The organism is Enterobacter sp. CC120223-11, assembly GCF_900215375.1.
Classification (GTDB): Bacteria; Pseudomonadota; Gammaproteobacteria; order Enterobacterales; family Enterobacteriaceae; genus Scandinavium.
On sequence record NZ_OBEF01000008.1, the window covers coordinates 193,109 to 213,347 of the forward strand.

Annotated in this window: 17 protein-coding genes; 8 read left to right on the forward strand and 9 right to left on the reverse strand. The window is 56.1% G+C overall.

All coding sequences use genetic code 11. The features are described 5' to 3' along the window. Window positions 1-32: 32 nt before the first annotated feature. Entirely contained in the window at window positions 33-983 is a 951-nt protein-coding gene (gene uspE, locus CRO87_RS11815; RefSeq protein WP_097163140.1) for a universal stress protein UspE, read from the forward strand. Window positions 984-1,056: 73 nt separating this feature from the next. On the opposite strand, the gene CRO87_RS11820 is transcribed toward uspE, so the two are convergent. Then, entirely contained in the window at window positions 1,057-1,245 is a 189-nt protein-coding gene (locus CRO87_RS11820; protein WP_097163141.1) for a YdiH family protein, read from the reverse strand. Between the two features lie 318 nt (window positions 1,246-1,563). Here CRO87_RS11820 and CRO87_RS11825 point away from each other — a divergent pair, with 318 nt between their 5' ends. After that, window positions 1,564-3,939 carry a glucose/quinate/shikimate family membrane-bound PQQ-dependent dehydrogenase gene (locus CRO87_RS11825; protein ID WP_097163142.1) on the forward strand — a complete coding sequence of 792 codons (2,376 nt, stop codon included), beginning with the start codon at window positions 1,564-1,566 and terminating at the stop codon, window positions 3,937-3,939. Between the two features lie 43 nt (window positions 3,940-3,982). Here the strand turns inward: CRO87_RS11825 and CRO87_RS11830 are convergent, their stop codons facing one another. The 6 genes from CRO87_RS11830 to pntA all read right to left on the reverse strand — a co-directional run bounded on the left by CRO87_RS11830 (window position 3,983) and on the right by pntA (window position 11,422). After that, window positions 3,983-5,674: a methyl-accepting chemotaxis protein gene (locus CRO87_RS11830; RefSeq protein WP_097163143.1), complete on the reverse strand. Its 1,692-nt coding sequence runs from the start codon at window positions 5,672-5,674 to the stop codon at window positions 3,983-3,985. Between the two features lie 155 nt (window positions 5,675-5,829). Next, entirely contained in the window at window positions 5,830-6,948 is a 1,119-nt protein-coding gene (locus tag CRO87_RS11835; protein WP_097163144.1) for an S-(hydroxymethyl)glutathione dehydrogenase/class III alcohol dehydrogenase, read from the reverse strand. Window positions 6,949-6,972: 24 nt separating this feature from the next. Next, window positions 6,973-7,248, reverse strand: a complete 276-nt coding sequence (locus CRO87_RS11840) for a metal/formaldehyde-sensitive transcriptional repressor (protein WP_097163145.1) — start codon at window positions 7,246-7,248, stop codon at window positions 6,973-6,975. Window positions 7,249-7,746: 498 nt separating this feature from the next. Continuing rightward, window positions 7,747-8,385: a leucine efflux protein LeuE gene (gene leuE, locus CRO87_RS11845; protein WP_097163146.1), complete on the reverse strand. Its 639-nt coding sequence runs from the start codon at window positions 8,383-8,385 to the stop codon at window positions 7,747-7,749. A 108-nt stretch (window positions 8,386-8,493) separates the two neighbouring features. Continuing rightward, on the reverse strand, window positions 8,494-9,882 hold the full coding sequence (pntB, locus tag CRO87_RS11850) for a Re/Si-specific NAD(P)(+) transhydrogenase subunit beta (RefSeq protein ID WP_097163147.1): 1,389 nt from the start codon (window positions 9,880-9,882) through the stop codon (window positions 8,494-8,496). A gap of 10 nt (window positions 9,883-9,892) precedes the next feature. Next, on the reverse strand, window positions 9,893-11,422 hold the full coding sequence (pntA, locus tag CRO87_RS11855) for a Re/Si-specific NAD(P)(+) transhydrogenase subunit alpha (RefSeq protein WP_097163148.1): 1,530 nt from the start codon (window positions 11,420-11,422) through the stop codon (window positions 9,893-9,895). Window positions 11,423-11,947: 525 nt separating this feature from the next. Here pntA and ydgH point away from each other — a divergent pair. The 3 genes from ydgH (at window position 11,948) to folM (ending at window position 15,218) form a co-directional block, all read left to right on the forward strand. Next, a complete protein-coding gene (gene ydgH, locus CRO87_RS11860) occupies window positions 11,948-12,898 on the forward strand; it encodes a DUF1471 family protein YdgH (protein WP_097163149.1) in 951 nt (316 codons plus the stop codon). A 177-nt stretch (window positions 12,899-13,075) separates the two neighbouring features. Further along, a complete protein-coding gene (locus CRO87_RS11865) occupies window positions 13,076-14,458 on the forward strand; it encodes an amino acid permease (protein ID WP_097163150.1) in 1,383 nt (460 codons plus the stop codon). A 37-nt stretch (window positions 14,459-14,495) separates the two neighbouring features. Beyond that, a complete protein-coding gene (gene folM / locus CRO87_RS11870; protein ID WP_097163151.1) occupies window positions 14,496-15,218 on the forward strand; it encodes a dihydromonapterin reductase in 723 nt (240 codons plus the stop codon). On the opposite strand, the gene CRO87_RS11875 is transcribed toward folM, so the two are convergent. Further along, window positions 15,215-15,550: a GlpM family protein gene (locus tag CRO87_RS11875; protein WP_097163152.1), complete on the reverse strand. Its 336-nt coding sequence runs from the start codon at window positions 15,548-15,550 to the stop codon at window positions 15,215-15,217. The two genes, folM and CRO87_RS11875, sit on opposite strands and share 4 nt — an antisense overlap. Window positions 15,551-15,675: 125 nt before the next feature. Between CRO87_RS11875 and rstA the strand changes: the two genes are divergently transcribed. The 3 genes from rstA to tus all read left to right on the forward strand — a co-directional run bounded on the left by rstA (window position 15,676) and on the right by tus (window position 18,725). Further along, window positions 15,676-16,395, forward strand: coding sequence for a two-component system response regulator RstA (gene rstA / locus CRO87_RS11880; protein ID WP_097163175.1), 720 nt, complete (start codon window positions 15,676-15,678; stop codon window positions 16,393-16,395). 24 nt (window positions 16,396-16,419) lie between these two features. Then, window positions 16,420-17,721 (forward strand): two-component system sensor histidine kinase RstB, encoded by a 1,302-nt coding sequence (rstB, locus tag CRO87_RS11885; RefSeq protein ID WP_097163153.1) that lies wholly within the window; start codon window positions 16,420-16,422, stop codon window positions 17,719-17,721. A gap of 71 nt (window positions 17,722-17,792) precedes the next feature. Continuing rightward, window positions 17,793-18,725 (forward strand): DNA replication terminus site-binding protein, encoded by a 933-nt coding sequence (gene tus, locus CRO87_RS11890; RefSeq protein WP_097163154.1) that lies wholly within the window; start codon window positions 17,793-17,795, stop codon window positions 18,723-18,725. Here tus and fumC read toward each other — a convergent pair. Then, the gene (fumC, locus tag CRO87_RS11895; RefSeq protein ID WP_097163155.1) at window positions 18,715-20,118 is read right to left on the reverse strand and encodes a class II fumarate hydratase; all 1,404 of its coding nucleotides are present in this window, start codon (window positions 20,116-20,118) and stop codon (window positions 18,715-18,717) included. The two genes, tus and fumC, sit on opposite strands and share 11 nt — an antisense overlap. Window positions 20,119-20,239: the final 121 nt, after the last annotated feature.

Sequence of the window (20,239 nt, forward strand, 5' to 3'; positions counted from 1 at the left end):
AGACTGTGGTAACAGTTGTAAGGAGACCCTGTATGGCAAAGTATCAAAGCATGCTGGTAGCCATCGATCCTAACCAGGACGATCAACCCGCATTACGGCGCGCTGTTTACCTCCATCAACGGATTGGTGGAACCATTAAAGCCTTTTTGCCGATCTACGATTTTTCGTATGAGATGACCACCCTTCTGTCACCTGACGAGCGTACGGCTATGCGTCAGGGCGTCATCAGCCAGCGGACCGCATGGATCCGCGAGCAGGCAAAATTCTACGTAGAGGCCGGTGTACCGATTGACATCAAAGTCGTCTGGCATAACCGTCCCTTCGAAGCCATTATTCAGGAAGTGATGAGCGGCGGGCACGATCTGCTGCTGAAAATGGCCCATCAGCACGACAAACTGGAAGCCGTAATTTTCACCCCTACCGACTGGCACCTGCTGAGAAAATGCCCATGCCCGGTCTGGATGGTGAAAGATCAGCCGTGGCCGGAAGGCGGCAAAGCCATCGTAGCGGTAAACCTCGCCAGTGAAGAGGAATATCACAACGCTCTCAACGACAAGCTGGTACGAGAAACGTTGCAGCTTGCCGATCAGATCAACCACACCGAAGTGCACCTGGTAGGCGCTTATCCCGTGACGCCAATTAACATCGCGATTGAATTGCCCGATTTCGATCCGAGCGTGTACAACGATGCCATTCGCGGCCAGCATCTGCTTGCCATGAAGTCATTGCGACAGAAGTACAGCATTTCAGAGGAAATGACCCACGTTGAGAAAGGCCTGCCGGAAGAGGTCATTCCGGACCTGGCTGAGCATTTGCAGGCAGGGATTGTGGTGCTGGGCACAGTCGGACGCACTGGCCTGTCGGCGGCATTCCTCGGCAACACGGCGGAACAGGTTATCGACCATCTACGCTGCGACCTGCTGGCGCTGAAGCCGGATCAGTATCAGACCCCGGTGGAACTTGACGATGACGAAGACGATTAAGTCTTAACTCGTCAGGCAATTAACAAAAAACCGGTGAGTTTCCTCGCCGGTTTTTTTATGTCTGACTTCAGGATCAGTGGATACCCAGACGCCAGGCGTAGTCGATCTCTTCTTTAAGTTCGAGTGATGACAGCGCCATCAGGCCTGCAAACTCAAGTTCAAGTTGCTTCACTCGCTTCAGATATTCTGCCGGGGTTAACGGGTTAGTTTCACGGCGCAGAAATTCGACGGCCAACTGCTTGGGGGTTAATTCGGTATCCATAGTATCCTCGTTTACGTTGATAACCCGAAAAGTATAGCACCCCACACTGATTGTTTTTTGACCAAAAACAACACAGGCCTGAATTTTTCACCTCAGTCCTGCTTTTCGTTTCTGCGCTGATCATTTCATGCGAAATTATTTTTTAACAATTGCGCAATGCAATTTAACAGATCTATCATACCTGCCAATTCACCAAATGGTTCATTAAAGTGAATCGCACGCTCTATTAAGAGCGTTAAACATAATAATCAAAGCTAAAAACCGTTGATAAAGAACCATATGATTCATTATGGCTTGACGGCAATAAAGGAGACAGAAATGACAACAGGCAGTCGGCCGCAAGGATTACCCAGAATCCTTCAGTGGCTGGTAGTGATATTGATGGCGCTGATTGGTCTCGCCGTGGGTGGTCTTGGCATAAAGCTCGCCACGGTTGGCGGCAGCGGATATTTCGCGATAATGGGTATCGTGTTGCTGATTGCGGCCTGGCAGATTGCCCGCAACAACCGCCGCGGGATCGTGCTTTACGGTGTGGCGTTTATCGCCTCTGTGATTTGGGCCGTCAGCGACGCGGGCTGGGAATTCTGGCCCCTGTTTTCACGGCTCTTTACCTTTGGCGTGCTGGCGTTTCTGAGCCTGCTGCTCTGGCCTTTCCTTGGCCAGCAAACATCGGTACGCAAAGCACCTGCCTTCGCGATGGCGGCAGTGCTGGCAGTCATTCTGTTGGCGAGCGCCGGTGGGATGTTCCGTCCGCAAACGCTGGTCGATGCTTCGCAACCCGTGCCTGTGAAACCGGTCACCCCGGCTGAAGCGCAGAAAAATTGGGAGCACTGGGGGAACACGACTCACGGAGATCGTTTCGCTGCGCTCGATCAGATAAACAAACAGAACGTGAATCAACTGCAGGTAGCCTGGACCGCACATACCGGAGACATTCCGAAAAGTAACGGTTCCGGCGCTGAAGATCAGAACACGCCGTTGCAGGTTGGCGACTCACTCTTCGTCTGCACGCCTTACAGCAAAGTGCTGTCTCTGGACGTGGATTCCGGCAAGGAAAAGTGGCGTTATGATTCGAAGGCGACAGCACCAAACTGGCAGCGCTGCCGTGGGCTCGGCTACTACGAAGATACGCAGGCTGCGACTGCCCCCGCACCGGACAGCCAACCCGCTGCCTGCCCTCGTCGTCTGTTCCTGCCAACAACGGATGCGCGCCTGATTGCCATTAACGCCGACACCGGCAAACCGTGCGAAGACTTCGGCACTCACGGCGTCGTGGATTTAAGCCAAGGCATGGGTGAAATCAAACCCGGCTATTACCAGCAAACATCAACCCCGCTGGTGGCAGGTAACGTCGTAGTCGTCGGGGGGCGTGTCGCAGACAACTTCTCCACTGGCGAACCACCGGGCGTGGTACGTGCCTATGACGTCCACAGCGGCAAGCTGGCCTGGGCGTGGGATCCGGGTAACTCAAACCTGACCGGTGAGCCGCCGGAAGGCCAGACCTATACGCGCGGTACGCCAAACGTCTGGTCGGCCATGTCCTATGACGCGAAGCTGAACCTGATTTATCTGCCAACCGGCAACGCCACGCCTGACTTCTTCGGTGGAGAGCGCACCGCGCTGGACGATAAATACAGTTCGTCGATTGTGGCCGTTGATGCCACCACCGGCCAGGTGCGCTGGCACTTCCAGACCACGCACCATGACCTGTGGGATTTCGACCTGCCGTCGCAACCGCTGCTGTTTGACCTGCCAGACGGTAAAGGCGGCACCACGCCTGTGCTGGTGCAGACCTCCAAACAGGGCATGATCTTCATGCTCAACCGCGAAACCGGCGAGCCAGTGGCAAAAGTTGAAGAGCGTCCGGTGCCTGCGGGCAACATCGCCGGAGAACGTTATTCCCCTACCCAGCCGTACTCCGTGGGCATGCCGATGATCGGCAACCAGACCCTGAAAGAATCCGATATGTGGGGTGCCACGCCAATTGACCTGCTGCTGTGTCGCATTCAGTTCAAGGAGATGCGCCACCAGGGCGTCTTCACGCCACCGGGTCTTGACCGTTCTTTGCAGTTCCCGGGTTCGCTCGGTGGCATGAACTGGGGCAGCGTATCCGTCGATCCGAATAACGGCCTGATGTTCGTCAACGATATGCGTCTGGGCCTGGCTAACTATATGGTTCCCCGTGCGAAGGTGGCGAAAAACGCCAGCGGAATTGAGATGGGGATTGTGCCGATGGACGGCACGCCGTTTGGCGCGATGCGTGAGCGTTTCCTTTCGCCACTGGGCATCCCCTGCCAGAAACCGCCGTTCGGCACGATGTCAGCGGTCGATTTGAAAAGCGGCAAGCTGGTGTGGCAGGTTCCGGTTGGAACGGTCGAAGATACCGGCCCGCTGGGGATTCGGATGCATCTGCCAATCCCGATTGGTATGCCGACGCTCGGCGCATCGCTTTCCACTCAGTCCGGGCTGCTGTTCTTCGCCGGTACTCAGGATTTCTACCTGCGCGCGTTCGATACCGCCACCGGGAAAGAGATCTGGAAGTCACGTCTGCCGGTTGGCAGCCAGTCAGGGCCGATGACCTACATGTCGCCGAAAACCGGGAAGCAGTACATCATCATCAACGCGGGCGGCGCTCGTCAGTCTCCCGACCGTGGCGATAACATTATCGCTTACGCCTTACCGGACAAGCAGTAACGACAAAGGGACCGTAAAGGTCCCTTTTTTATGCCATCTGCCGTCAGAAGGTTTCCCAGTTATCACCGTCGGCTAACGCCGGACGCTGTGGCTGATAGCGATTTGCAGATGGCGCAGCGGGTTGACGACTCACGCTGCTGGCATGCTGCAGACGAAACGCGCCAACGGCTTCCGTGAGGCGTGCGGCCTGCTCTTCGAGGGAACCGGCTGCGGCAGATGCTTCTTCCACCAGCGAGGCGTTCTGCTGAGTAACGTTATCCATTTCCGTAATTGCCTGGCTAACCTGCAAAATGCCGCGACTCTGCTCATCGGAGGCTGCGGCGATTTCCAGCATAATATCGGTGACGCGTTTGACCGCCTCCACGATTTCACTCATGGTACTGCCCGCCGCAACCACTTCACCGGAACCACGCTCGATCAACGTCACGGACTCGCTGATAAGCCCTTCAATCTCTTTAGCGGCCTGCGCACTTCGGCTGGCAAGGGTGCGAACTTCGCTGGCAACGACAGCAAAGCCACGGCCTTGTTCACCCGCACGCGCCGCTTCAACGGCCGCGTTCAGCGCCAGAATGTTGGTCTGGAAGGCTATGCTGTTAATGACGGCGGTAATTTCAGAGATTTTCTTCGAACTGGCAGAAATGTTACCCATTGTCGAAACGACGCCAGAGACAATCTGCCCGCCGCGCGTGGCTTTCCCGGAGGCATCCTCCGCCAGTTTGGTGGCATGATGCGCGTTATCGGCGTTCTGCTTCACCGTGGCGGTCAGCTGCTCCATGCTGGCGGCGGTCTGCTCGATCGCCGCAGCCTGCTCCTCAGTGCGTGAGGACAAGTCGGTGTTGCCCGCAGAAATTTCACTGGTACCGCGGTAGATCTCTTCGCTGCCCTGCCGCACTGTGCCAACGGTTTCCGCCAGCGCGTGCTGCATTTTTTGCAGGTCGTAACTCAGTTTACCGATTTCACTTCGGCCCGTGGCTTCCTCTGGCAACGTCAAATCGCCATCTGCAATCTGCTCAATACGGTGCAAGGCGCGACGCAGCGGGTTGATCACCGTCCGGCGCAGCGCGACAAAAGTCAGCAGCGTTAGCACAACGGCCAGCGCAAACGCCCCGACCATAAAGGCAAGGCCAAGCTGCGTGCGGTTATGAGCGGTTTCAGACAAATGACGAGCCCGTTCACTGCGGATCTGAATCGCCTTTAACAGCACTTCGTTATAAGCGGCGTCCAGCTGGCGCGCGTGCTCATTTTCATGGTTGATGATCGCTTCAAACATGCCGTTTTTGGCATATTTCAGCATCGGCTGCATGCCGTCGATGTAGGCTTTATAGCGCGCATTGATCTCACCATCCAGCGCCTCATCTGCCGGAGTCTTCACTTCGCGGTTCACGTACTGGGCAAAGCCTTCCTGAGACTGTTTGATGCGCTGCTCCGCTTCGGTGATGTTGCGCTTCATATCGTCCATTTCGGCGATACGGCTGGCGGCTCCGGCGTGGATCAGGTTAATACGCGCGGTGCGCAGATGGTTGGAGCTGTTCGACAACCCCATGCGAACTTCTAACTCCTGGGTCACATCATTTTGATCGCGGTCGGCCTGCAGCAGAAAATAGCCCGCGAGGCCTGAGCTCAGAGCGAAAAGCAACAGGATCCCGCCGAGAATGGAGGAGAACAGCGGTACGAGACGGATGTGATGTAAAAAACTGACGGTTTGCGACTTTTGCCCTGCGGCTGATTTATCCATGGCTTATCGACTCTCTTATAGTAAAGACGTATCAAAACGCCCGTAAGATTGTCATCGGCCTGGCGTGCCGATTGCTTACCGGTAAAAGCGCTACGTGGGTCACATTTTGGACATTAAACAAGAAAGCCAGCGGCAGAACGCCGCTGGCCCGCGCATCAGTTATCGCCGAAGTGGATAACGGTGCGGATAGATTTACCTTCATGCATCAGATCAAAGGCTTCGTTGATCTGTTCCAGCGGCAGACGATGGGTGATGAACGGGTCGAGATTGATTTTACCCGCCATTGCATCTTCCACCATGCCCGGCAGCTGGGTGCGCCCTTTGACGCCACCAAATGCCGAACCGCGCCATACGCGTCCGGTTACCAGCTGGAATGGACGGGTTTTGATTTCCTGTCCGGCACCGGCGACGCCGATGATCACGCTTTCGCCCCAGCCTTTATGACAGCACTCAAGCGCCGCGCGCATCACGTTGACGTTACCGATGCACTCGAAGCTGAAATCAACCCCGCCGTCGGTCAGTTCAACGATCACGTCCTGAACCGGCTTGTCGTAGTCATTCGGATTGATGAAATCGGTCGCACCCATTTCACCCGCCAGTTTGAATTTCTCCGGATTGGTGTCGACGGCGATAATGCGGCCTGCCTGCGCCTGCACCGCGCCCTGAATCACCGCCAGGCCAATGCCGCCAAGACCAAATACGGCAACGGTATCACCTGCTTTCACTTTTGCCGTGTTGTGAACTGCGCCGATCCCGGTAGTCACGCCGCAGCCCAGCAGGCAGACTTTATCGAGCGGCGCCTGCGGGTTCACTTTCGCCAGGGAGATTTCGGCAACGACGGTGTACTCGCTGAAGGTGCTGGTGCCCATATAGTGATAAATCGGTTCGCCGTTGTAGGAGAAACGCGTGGTGCCATCCGGCATCAGGCCCTTGCCCTGGGTGGCGCGAACGGCCTGGCAGAGGTTAGTTTTGCCGGATTTGCAGAACTTACACTCGCGGCATTCGGCGGTGTACAGCGGAATGACGTGATCGCCCGGCTTCAGGCTGGTCACGCCCTCGCCGACTTCCACCACGATCCCGCCGCCTTCGTGACCTAAAACCGCCGGGAAGACGCCTTCAGGATCGTCACCAGAGAGGGTGAACGCATCGGTATGGCACACGCCGGTGTGGGTAATTTTGACCAGCACTTCGCCCTTCTTCGGCGGTGCGACGTCAAGTTCGACAATTTTCAGCGGCTGGCCCGGGCCAAACGCAACTGCAGCACGTGATTTCATCTCCGTCTCTTCCCTTGTTGTCAGTTATTTTAAATACGATCGTAGCAGATGACCGACTTCCGCCATGCGGACGGCGCGCTGATCGGCGGTGGTGTCGCCCGCAACCAGTTCATCTTTCAGGTGCATTTCAATCATTTCGCCCATCAGGCCATTGGCGGCCCCGCGAATGGCGGCGATCTGTTGCAGAATAGTCAGGCACGGATCGCCAGACTCCAGCGCCCGCTCAAGGGCATCAACCTGCCCGCGAATGCGCCGCACGCGCGTCAGTGCACGCTTTTTGTCTTCAGGTGAATGTGGCATTCGGCCTCCTTGATACTGTAGGGGGGTATAGTACCACCATTTATATTCACTAAACATCAGGTTTTACATGCAAAAGGTATAATAAGGTCCGAAACTAGCCCCTGAAAAAGGGATTGCTGTGCGGGAACATTGTTATAATCCGCACTGATTAAAATTCATCCACTAAATGGACTTAATATTTCCTATGACGCCCTTATATTATCTTGTCCTTATGATTTCCGTCGATCCGGCAGCAACCCCGCCACAGGTGCTCGGCGCTTACTCCAGCGAGGTTGAGTGCTCGTATGTTTCTGATTCAACCCCCTCGAGAACTTTTTGTGTTAAAGCCGTGGCAGGTAAAACGCTTAAGCAAAATATTAAAGCGGTAAATGCCCTTCTGGATTAAAAAAGCGTTCTGGCGGGATATTTATTGAATCAATACAGAGACTGTTTCGGGATCTGTAAAAGCGGAAATGGCATGGAAAAGCACGCGGGCATGATACCCGCGTTCAGACAGGATCAGGACTGCAGCGACGCCAGGCGTGCCGCAAAGCCAACAAACACCAGCCCAATCAGGCTGTTGCCCAGTTTGACCAACTTCTTACGGCTGCCGACGAAACGCGTCACCAGCGTGCCGGACACAATCAGGAAGCTGAGATAGATAAAACTCACCATTTCCAGCGTCACGCCCAGGATCAGGAACGCCAGCCCCGGCGTGCTTGAGTTCACGTCGATAAACTGCACGAAGAATGACACGTAGAAAAGAATCGCTTTCGGGTTCGTCAGGCTGAGCGTCAGGGCACGCTTGAAGATAGTGCTGCGCTGATCGGCGTGATGCAAGTGTTCACCGGCCTTCTGTTTGATGACCGCCCACAGCATTTTCATCCCGAGATACAGCAGGTACAACGCGCCAAGATAGCGAACGATGTTAAACAGCACCGGCGTGGTTTTGATGAGCGTGGCAACGCCCGCGTACGAAAGAAACATCAGCACCGCATCACCAATAAATACCGCCAGCGCGGCGAGGTAGCCTGTGCGAATGCCGTAGGCCGCGCCAGTTTTGAGCACAAAAAAGGTATTTGGCCCCGGCACCAGAATGATAAAAATCGCGCCCACCAGGTAGGTCCAGTAATTCAGTACGCCGAAATCCGCAAACACGCTGTTCTCCCTTCACGTTGCCGCTCGAAATGTGACGGGCATCATAACAAAAAAGCCGCCTCCCTTTCACCGGGAGACGGCTTTAAACGCACAAACTTATAAGCCGGATTACAGCGCTTTCAGAATCGCATCCACGCTGGCTTTGGCATCGCCAAACAGCATGTGGGTGTTCTCTTTGAAGAACAACGGATTCTGCACGCCTGCGTAACCTGTGTTCATGGAACGTTTGAACACAATTACGTTCTGCGCTTTCCACACTTCCAGCACCGGCATACCGGCAATCGGGCTCTTCGGATCGTCGAGCGCCGCAGGGTTCACGGTATCGTTGGCGCCAATCACCAGTACGGTGTCGGTATCGCGGAAGTCGTCGTTGATTTCGTCCATTTCCAGCACGATGTCATACGGCACTTTCGCTTCTGCCAGCAGCACGTTCATGTGGCCTGGCAGACGACCGGCAACCGGGTGAATACCAAAACGCACTTTGATGCCGCGCGCGCGCAGCTTCTCAGTGATTTCCGCCACAGGATACTGCGCCTGCGCTACCGCCATGCCGTAGCCCGGGGTGATGATCACCGAGTGGGAGTTTTTCAGCATGTCAGCGGTATCTTCTGCGCTGATTTCGCGGTGCTCACCGACTTCTTCATCAGCCCCGGTGGAGGAACCATCAGTACCGAAACCGCCTGCAATCACGCTGATAAACGAACGGTTCATCGCTTTACACATGATGTAGGACAGGATCGCACCGGACGAACCGACCAGCGCACCGGTGACGATCAGCAGGTCGTTGCTCAGCATGAAGCCTGCTGCTGCTGCTGCCCAACCGGAGTAGGAGTTCAGCATAGAAACCACAACCGGCATATCGGCACCACCGATGGACGCCACCAGATGCCAGCCGAACGCCAGGGCGATAACGGTCATGATTAACAGCGCCAGCACCTGCAAGCCCACGCTTTCGGTACGGACAAACACCACCAGCAGCAGGAAGGAAACGACCAGCGCCGCGAGGTTCAGTTTATGACGGTTTGGCAGCATCAGCGGCTTAGAGGAAATCTTGCCGCGCAGCTTGCCGAACGCCACGATGGAACCGGTGAAGGTCACCGCACCAATGAAGATGCCGAGGAACACTTCAGTCAGGTGAATATTGACCAGAATCGGCTCCAGGCCCGGTTCGTGATACAGGTAGCTGTTAAAGCCTACCAGCACCGCCGCCAGACCGACGAAGCTGTGCAGCACCGCCACCAGCTCTGGCATTTCGGTCATTTCGACGCGTTTTGCCAGGCGAATACCGATGGCGCCACCGATGATCATCGCCACGATGATCCACGCGACGTTGCCGGTTTCCGGCCCGAAAATGGTCGCAATCAGCGCAATCGCCATCCCGGCGATGCCGAAATAGTTACCCTGCTGAGACGTTTCATGCTTTGAAAGCCCGGCCAGGCTGAAAATAAACAGGATCGCGGCAACAATGTATGCAGCTGTGACTAATCCTCCAGACATGTGCTACCCCTTACCCTTTGCGGAACATTTTCAGCATGCGCTGAGTCACGGTGAAGCCACCGAAAATATTGATGCTGGCAATCAGCACGGCGATGAAACTCAGGAAGCTGACCCAGCCGCCGTGGCCAATCTGCAACAGCGCGCCAACCACGATAATCCCTGAAATGGCATTCGTGACCGACATCAGCGGCGTATGCAGCGCATGAGAAACGTTCCACACCACGTAATAACCTACAACGCAGGAGAGCGCGAACACGGTGAAGTGACCGAGGAACTCTTTTGGCGCGACATCTGCGAGCCAGCCGAACAGGATAATCGCCAGCGCCATCAGCGCGTATTTACGCCACGGTGAGGCTGGTTTTTTCTCTTCAACAGGAGCCGCTTCGGCTTTTGCTGCCGCTTTTGGCTGCGCGGAAACCTGAATCGGCGGTGCAGGCCAGGTGACTTCGCCTTCGCGCACCACGGTTACGCCGCGGATCACCACGTCGTCAAAGTCGATGGCGATGTTGCCATCTTTCTCTTTGCACAGCAGCTTCAGCAGGTTCACCAGGTTGGTGCCGTACAGCTGAGAGGACTGCGTCGGCAGGCGTCCGGCCAGATCGGTATAGCCAATCACCTTCACGCCGTTGGCGGTGGTGAAGACTTCGCCCGGCACGGTGTATTCGCAGTTGCCGCCGTTCTGAGCCGCAAGATCTACCACTACGCTGCCCGGCGTCATGGAATCCACCATTTCGCGGGTGATCAGCTTCGGTGCGGGTTTGCCTGGAATCAGCGCGGTGGTGACGATGATGTCGACCTCTTTTGCCTGCGCGGCAAAGAGTGCCATTTCTGCTTTGATGAACGCTTCAGACATCACTTTGGCGTAGCCGTCGCCGCTGCCCGCTTCCTCTTCAAAATCGAGCTCGAGGAATTCGGCGCCCATACTCTGCACTTGTTCTTTCACTTCCGGGCGAGTATCGAACGCGCGCACGATAGCCCCGAGGCTGTTCGCGGCACCAATGGCGGCAAGGCCCGCAACGCCTGCTCCAATCACCATAACTTTTGCTGGCGGGACTTTACCGGCAGCGGTGATTTGCCCGGTGAAGAAACGCCCAAATTCGTGTGCGGCTTCCACAATCGCACGGTAACCGGCGATGTTCGCCATTGAGCTCAGGGCATCGAGGGACTGCGCGCGCGAAATACGCGGCACGGAATCCATGGCCATCACGTTGATGTTACGCTCGGCCAGTTTTGCCATCAGCTCCGGGTTTTGCGCCGGCCAGATGAAGCTAATCAGCGTGGTGCCCGGGTTCAGCCGTGCAATTTCGGCGTCGGTTGGCGCATTCACCTTCAGAATAATGTCAGACTGCCAGACGGCTTCTGCGCTCACGACGTCAGCGCCCGCCTCGGTAAAAGCACGATCGTCAAAGCTCGCAAGCTTACCGGCCCCGCTTTCTACGGCCACCGTAAACCCAAGTTTCAGCAGCTGCTCCACCGTTTTTGGCGTGGCTGCAACGCGGGTTTCCAGGGCCAGCGTCTCTTTTGGTACCGCAATACGCATAGTTTTCCCTTCCATCGATTGTAATGATGGTTTGTTGTCTCATCGGGTGACGTCCCTGTCAGCATCAGCTTTCGAAGAGGCGAAGCACCCGCAAAAAATAAAACAGTAACAAACTTTCTATAACCTACTGAAAATAACGGCTGTGATCCACAGCTCGTAAACAGTAATTTCGATTTTATTGGGGAAAAGCCACTTCCGCTGCATTCAGGCAGCAATATTTACCTGATTTTGTTGGGCAGGCCTGATAATTCGCTTAAGCGAAGCGGTAAAACATGATTATTCTCGGCAATGTTACCGCGTCTTAACATTACATTAACTTATAAAAGTCATCATGATTATCGCTTTTACTGGTCAACAGCCCATTTCTGCAACATATCGTGAAAAGTTATCGCGCGTTCATCTTTGGGGCGCACAAGATGAGCAAAATCACGCAGACAGTGATGCAAATTAAATGCAATAATCATCGGCGTTTTAGTCACTAACAACTACCAGCACCTGGTTTGCGCAAGGCGAAGGATTATTTTTATGAAGCTTAAGAACACCCTCCTGGCGTCCGCTCTTCTGTCCGCAACGGCATTTAGCGCCTTTGCTGCCACCGAGTTAACGCCGGAGCAAGCGGCAGCCCTCAAGCCGTACGATCGTATCGTTATCACCGGTCGTTTTAATGCTATTGGTGACGCCGTGGATGCCGTTTCACGCAAGGCAGACAAAGAAGGCGCAGCCTCTTTCTATGTTGTTGATACCTCGGATTTCTCCGGCAGCGGCAACTGGCGCGTCACTGCAGACTTCTATAAAGAAGATGCGCCGAAAGCCGAAGTGGTTAAAAACCGTGTGATTGATGGCGTGATGGAACTGCCGAAAGACCAGGCTGCAACGCTTGAGCCGTTCGACACCGTTACCGTGCAGGGCTTCTATCGCAGCCAGCCTGACGTGAACTCCGCCATCGCCAAAGCCGCTAAAGAGAAAGGCGCATCGTCCTTCTTTATCGTGCGTCAGGTTGATGCGAACCAGGGTGGCAACCAGCGCGTGACGGCTTATGTGTATAAGTCCGATGCGAAAAAGCGTGTGGTTCAGAGCCCGGACGCTATTCCGGCAAACTCCCAGGCCGGTAAAGCCGCGATTGCTGCCGGTGGTACAGCCGCTGCGGCCGTAGAAATTCCAGGCGTTGCGACCTCTTCCTCCGTAGGTTCGAGCGAAGGCGTGGGCCGCTTCTTCGAAACGCAGTCAACTAAAGGTGGACGTTACAGTGTCACCCTGCCTGACGGCACCAAAATCGAAGAGCTGAACAAAATCACCGCCGCTCAGATGGTGCCTTTCGACAACGTGCAGTTCACCGGTAACTACGGCAACATGACCGAGATCTCCTACCAGGTGGCGAAACGCGCAGCGAAGAAAGGCGCGAAGTATTATCACATCACCCGCCAGTGGCAGGAGCGCGGTGGCAACATGACCATCAGCGCCGACTTGTATAAGTAATCTCTGCATTTGTCTTTAAAGGCAGCTTCGGCTGCCTTTTTTATTTTTTTCTGGCCCTGCGCATTGCATGCCTGCGACTCTCTCCGTAAAATCGCGCGCCGTAGCGTAATCCTCCATTTTTATGCGTTTTTGCCAAATAAATATTCTGGCTAATTTACTTCCTTCAACAGGATGCTCATGGAAAAGAAACTTGGCCTCAGTGCCCTGACGGCGCTGGTCCTCAGCTCAATGCTCGGCGCGGGCGTGTTCAGCCTGCCGCAAAATATGGCCGAAGTGGCCAGCCCTTCTGCACTGCTTATCGGCTGGGCTATCACCGGCGTTGGCATTCTGTTCCTCGCCTTCGCGATGCTGCTGTTAACCCGCATTCGTCCGGATCTGGACGGCGGCATATTCACCTACGCCCGTGAAGGCTTCGGCGAGCTGATTGGCTTCTGCTCCGCCTGGGGATACTGGCTGTGCGCGGTGATTGCCAACGTTTCCTACCTGGTTATCGTCTTCTCTGCCCTGAGCTTCTTTACCGACACGCCTGACCATCGTCTGTTCGGCGATGGCAATACCTGGCAGGCGATGATTGGCGCGTCAGTGCTGCTGTGGGTTGTGCATTTCCTTGTGCTTCGCGGCGTGCAGACGGCAGCCAGCATCAACTTAGCGGCAACCCTGGCGAAACTGGTGCCGCTCGGGCTGTTTATCGTCCTGGCGGCAATGGCCTTTAAGAGCGAAACCTTCAGCCTTGACTTCAGCGGCGTGGCCCTTGGCGTCCCGGTGTGGGAACAGGTGAAAAACACCATGCTCATCACGCTGTGGGTATTTATTGGCGTGGAAGGCGCGGTGGTGGTTTCTGCCCGCGCACGTAACAAGAAAGACGTGGGCCGCGCCACGCTGCTGGCCGTGCTTTCTGCGTTAAGCGTATACCTGCTGGTGACGCTGCTTTCCCTCGGCGTGGTGCCACGCGCGGAGCTCGCAGAGATGCGCAACCCGTCGATGGCGGGCCTGATGGTGAGCATGATGGGTTCATGGGGCGAAGTGGTTATCGCGGCGGGCCTGATTGTCTCAGTCTGCGGCGCATACCTGAGCTGGACCATCATGGCGGCGGAAGTGCCTTATCTGGCCGCCACGCACAAAGCGTTCCCGCGCATTTTCGGTCGTCAGAATAAAAACAACGCACCGGCCTCTTCTCTGTGGCTGACCAACGTCAGCGTACAGGTTTGTCTGATCCTGATATGGCTTACCGGCTCGGACTATAATACTCTGCTGACCATCGCCTCTGAGATGATTCTGGTGCCGTACTTCCTCGTGGGCGCGTTTCTGCTGAAAATGGCCACTCGTCCCCTGCATAAAGCAGTGGCTATCGGCGCCTGCATTTATGGCTTATGGTTATTGTACGCCTCAGGCCCGATGCACCTGCTGCTTTCAGTGGTGCTGTACGCACCGGGCCTGCTGGTCTTTATCTATGCCCGTCGTACGCACCAACTGGATAACGTACTCAAAAACCGTGAAGTGGCACTGATTGGTCTGTTACTGGTTGCCGCAATACCGGCAACGTGGATATTAGTGGGGTAACGCGCTTACCCCATCGCGAAGGCTTAAGGAGATAACGATGGGAGAACGCGAAGCCCGCCCCGTACTGATTACTGGTGGAGGCCGCCGTATTGGCCTCGCCCTTGCCCATCATTTTCTGAATCAGCAGCAGCCGGTGATTGTCAGCTACCGCACGCGGTATGACGCGATCGGCGTGCTGGAAAACGCCGGTGCGCTGTGCATCGCCGCTGATTTCTCAACGGATGACGGCATTCTCGCTTTTGCAGAAACCGTCAAATCTCATACCGATGGCCTGCGGGCGCTCATCCATAACGCCAGCGCCTGGATCCCTGAAAAACCGGGCATTTCGCTCAGTGACGTGATGCAGCAAATGATGCAGATCCACGTCAACGCACCTTACCTGTTGAATCATGCACTTGAACCGCTCCTGCGCGGCCACGGCCATGCGGCAAGCGACATCATTCATTTCACCGATTACGTGGTGGAGAAAGGCAGCGACAAGCATATTGCGTATGCCGCCAGCAAGGCCGCACTCGATAACATGACGCGCTCCTTTGCCCGCAAGCTCGCGCCAGAGGTGAAAGTCAATGCGATTGCGCCGGCGCTTATCCTGTTCAACGAAACGGATGACGCCGAATACCGTCAGAATGCCCTGAGTAAGTCGCTGATGAAGGTTGCCCCCGGAGAGAAGGAGATCCTCGACCTGGTGGATTACCTGTTCTCCAGCTGCTATGTCACCGGACGCTCATTTGGCGTCGACGGAGGTCGCCCACTGCGTTAGTGAAACCGACTCCAGACGGTAATCAGCAGCCAGGCACTGAGACTCCAGCAGGCTACTGCGCCCGCCAGCGCCAACGGCAGGCGCAGAAAGCCTGTTAAATACCACAGCGACAGCAGATAGAGAAAATAAGGAATGATCGACCACATCCCGAACACGATGGTGGTTCGCAGCGCCTCGGTGCCGCGCTCGCTGGCGACAATATAGTGGGCAATCAGGGCGAAAGTGGGAAATAAAGGGATCAGTCCGGCAATGTAGTAGTTCTTCGTTTTTGCCAGCACGCCAATCAGTAACACCACCAGCGCACCCAGCACCGCTTTTATCAGTAACCCCATGACCCAGCCTGAAATCCGTCTTAAGAATGTGTTGAGGATAACGGAAGTTACATTGTTTATGAAAGATTTATAGCCCCCCATAAACAGGCGGTGTATTTTAGCGTTTTTCGTCGCGCTGAATGGTTATGAACAAGATCGTTTTTGTGGAAGATGATCCCGAAGTCGGGTCACTGATCGCTGCCTATCTCGGCAAGCATGATATGGACGTTATCGTTGAACCACGGGGCGATCGTGCCGAGGAAGTGGTGCTGCGTGAACAGCCCGACCTGGTGCTGCTGGACATCATGCTGCCCGGCAAAGACGGCATGACCATCTGCCGCGATCTGCGTGCGCAGTGGCAAGGGCCCATAGTTCTGCTAACTTCGCTCGACAGCGACATGAACCATATTCTGTCTCTGGAAATGGGCGCGAGCGATTACATCCTCAAAACCACGCCGCCTGCGGTGCTGCTGGCGCGCCTGCGTCTGCATTTGCGCCAGCACGTTGCTGCGCCCGCAAGTGAAAAACCCGCTTCCGGCCTGACGCCGCATAAAGCCCTTCGTTTTGGCACCCTTGCTATCGACCCTGTTAACCGTCAGGTTCAGCTGAGCGGCAGCAATGTTACGCTCTCCACCGCCGATTTTGACCTGCTTTGGGAGCTTGCCACCCACGCCGGGCAAATCATGGACCGTGACGCGCTGCTGAAAAATTTACGCGGCGTGAGTTATGACGGAATGGACCGCAGCGTGGACGTCGCTATTTCCCGCTTGCGCAAAAAGCTGCTCGACAGCGCTACCGAGCCGTACCGTATTAAAACCGTGCGTAACAAGGGCTATCTTTTCGCGCCCCACGCCTGGGATAACTGATTTTTTGCCGTCACGGGGCCACAGATGAGAAAGTTGTTCGTGCAGTTTTACCTGCTGCTGTTTGTCTGCTTTCTGGTGATGACCATGCTGGTCGGGCTGGTGTACAAATTCACCGCCGAACGCGCCGGGCGACAATCTCTCGACGACCTGATGAAGAGTTCGCTGTACCTGATGCGCAGCGAACTGCGTGAAATTCCGCCCCGTGACTGGAGCAAAACGCTCAAAGAGCTCGACCTCAATCTCTCTTTCGACCTGCGTATAGAGCCGCTGAATAAGTTCCAGCTGGCAGAAAGCTCGATGGAGCATTTACGCCGCGGCGATATTGTCGCCCTCGACGATCAGTACACCTTTATTCAGCGTATTCCGCGCAGCCATTACGTGCTCGCCGTCGGCCCGGTGCCCTATCTTTATTACCTGCACGAAATGCGCCTGTTCGACGTGGCGCTGCTGGCGTTTATTGCCGTCTCGCTCGCCTTCCCGGTGTTCATATGGATGCGCCCTCACTGGCAGGATATGCTGCGCCTTGAAACAGCGGCCCAGCGCTTTGGCGAGGGTCACCTGACCGAACGTATTCACTTTGACAGCATGTCGAGCTTCGAGCGACTTGGCGTGGTGTTCAACCAGATGGCCGACAACATCAACGCGCTGATCGCCAGTAAGAAACAACTCACCGACGGCATCGCCCACGAACTGCGTACGCCTCTGGTGCGTCTTCGCTATCGTCTGGAGATGAGCGAGAATCTGACGGAAGCGGAATCTCAGGCGCTGAATCGCGACATTGGCCAACTGGAAGCACTCATTGAAGAGCTGCTGACCTACGCCCGCCTGGATCGCCCGCAAAACGAACTGATCCTCACCACGCCCGACCTGCCGGAATGGATAACGTCCCACGTAGACGATATTCAGGCCGTAAATCCACAGCGAGATGTGACGCTGGTACAGCTGACGCAGGGCAATTACGGCGCGCTGGATATGCGTCTGATGGAACGGGTGCTGGACAACCTTGTCAATAACGCCATGCGCTACAGCCGCCAGCAGATACAGGTGAGCCTTTCCCTTCATGCCGGGCGCGCCACGCTTTTAGTAGATGACGACGGTCCGGGCATTGCGCCGGGCGAACGCGAACGCGTGTTCGAGCCGTTTGTGCGCCTCGATCCGAGCCGCGATCGTGCCACAGGCGGCTGTGGCCTGGGCCTCGCGATTGTGCACTCCATTGGCCTTGCGATGTCCGGCGAAGTCACCTGCGATGCCAGCCCGCTCGGCGGCGCTCGCTTCTGCTTCAGCTGGCCGGTCTGCCATCAGTTAAGCCCCATCACGGCTGCCTGACCAAAGCTTGCACAATGCCGGACCGGGCGCTACAGTAAAACGATTAGTATGTTGTAACTACTGTGAGCGCTATGGCCGATTACGATCTGATTGAACGCCTGACCACCACCTTCCGCCAGATGGAACACGAGCTGCTGGAGCTTCAACAGCAGCTCGCGGACTGTCGCCTGCTTGTCGCCCGGGTGTTTGAGTTACCGGAGGTTAGCAAGGAGAAGGAACACGATCCGCTGTCGACCATTGCGGTGACTCAGCACCTGGGAGAAAGCGCCCGGCAAATGGCCCTCAGGCACTTCAGCCACCTGTTTATTCAGCAGCAGTCGGAGCTTCGCAGCAGCAAAGCTGCCGTGCGCCTGCCCGGCGTGATTTGCCTGCATCCCGAACCTGAGCAGCTTGCGGCGCTGGAAAGCAAAATCAGGACCATTAACACGCTGAAAGCCGCGTTTGAGCATATGGTCACCGTGGAGTCGGGCCTGCCCTCTGCCGCGCGCTTTGAATGGGTGCATCACCATCTGCCGGGACTGATGACGCTCAGCGCCTACCGCTCACTGACGCTGCTGCGCGACCCGGCAACGGTGCGCTTCGGCTGGGCGAACAAACATATCATCAAGAACCTGACGCGCGATGACGTGCTGAAACAGCTGGACAACAGCCTGCGTTCGCCGCGATCGGTCCCGCCGTTCACTCGCGAGCAGTGGCAGGCGAAACTGGAGCGTGAATATCAGGATATTGCGGCGCTGCCGCAGAAGGCGAAGCTGAAAATCAAGCGGCCGGTGAAGGTGCAGCCCATTGCGCGCGTCTGGTATGCCGGCCAGCAAAAGCAGGTGCAGTACGCCTGTTCGGGGCCGATGATTGCGCTGATGTCCGGCACGCGGGGCGTCAGCGTGCCGGAGGTGGGTGAACTGCTGAACTATGATGAAGACAAAATTCAGTACCGCCACAAGCCAGAGGCGCAGTCGCTGGAGCTTATCATTCCGCGGCTGCACCTCTACGTGGCTAATGACTGATTTTCATGCTGCCGACCATCGCTTCCGGGCGCACCCATTCGTCGAATTCGGCTTCCGTCAGGTAGCCGAGTTTTAACGCCGAGGCCTTCAGCGTCAGCCCTTCCTTGTGCGCTTTTTTGGCAATTTCTGCCGCTTTATCGTAGCCAATGTGCGTGTTCAGCGCCGTCACCAGCATCAGCGATTCGTTAAGCAGCTGATCGATACGCGCCCTGTTCGGCTCGATGCCTACGGCGCAGTGCTCATTAAAACTCTCCATGCCATCCGCCAGCAGGCGTACCGATTGCAGGAAATTATGAATCACCATCGGCCGGTAAACGTTCAGCTCGAAATTGCCGGACGCGCCGCCCATGTTTACCGCCACGTCGTTGCCCATGACCTGGCAGCACAGCATGGTCATCGCTTCACACTGCGTCGGGTTTACTTTCCCAGGCATGATCGAACTGCCTGGTTCATTTTCGGGGATTGAAAGTTCACCGATACCGCAACGTGGGCCAGAAGCCAGCCAGCGAACGTCGTTGGCGATTTTCATCATCGACGCCGCCAGCCCTTTCAGCGCGCCGTGGGCGTGGACCAGCGCATCGCAAGTTGCCAATGCCTCAAACTTATTCGGCGCGGTGATAAACGGCTGCCGGGTGATGGCCGCCAGTTCATCGGCAACGCGCTTTGCATACTCCGGATGAGTATTCAGCCCGGTGCCCACCGCCGTGCCACCGAGCGCCAGTTCGCTCAGGTGCGGCAGCGTCAGTTCGATGTGCTTCAGGTTATGCTCCAGCATCGCTACCCAGCCGGAAATCTCCTGACCGAGCGTCAGCGGCGTGGCGTCCTGCAAATGAGTTCGGCCAATTTTGACGATATCCGCGAAGGCGTGGGATTTATCGCTCAGGGTTTTCTTCAGCACCTGAAGCTGCGGGATCAGATGCTCGCGCAGGGCAATCACCGCCGCGACGTGCATCGCCGTCGGGAACACGTCGTTCGAGCTTTGGCTTTTGTTAACGTCATCATTCGGGTGGATTTTACGCTCCATGCCGCGCACGCCGCCGAGCAGTTCGCTCGCCCGGTTTGCCAGCACCTCATTCATGTTCATATTGCTCTGGGTGCCTGAGCCGGTCTGCCAGATGGCGAGCGGAAACTCATCGGCGTGCTTCCCGGCCAGCACTTCATCGGCGGCGCTGACAATGGCATTGGCTTTTTCGGCGGGCAGCAGCTGGAGATCCTGATTCACCTTGGCAGCGGCGCGTTTGGTCAGCGCGAGGGCGGCAATCAGCGAAACGGGCAATTTTTCGGTCGAGATGCGGAAATGTTCGAGCGAACGCTGGGTTTGCGCGCCCCAGAGTTTGTCGGCAGGCACCTCAATTGCGCCCATGGAATCGCTTTCGCGACGGGTGGCGGTCATGTCTTACTCCTTGATAACACAGTGATGTAAAAGGCCTTGCTCACAGGGCTTCAAAGACTAAGTATTGATGGCTTCAGGAATTGCGTATGGCGCTTTGTGCGCTCTTTTTATCGTGCCCGGC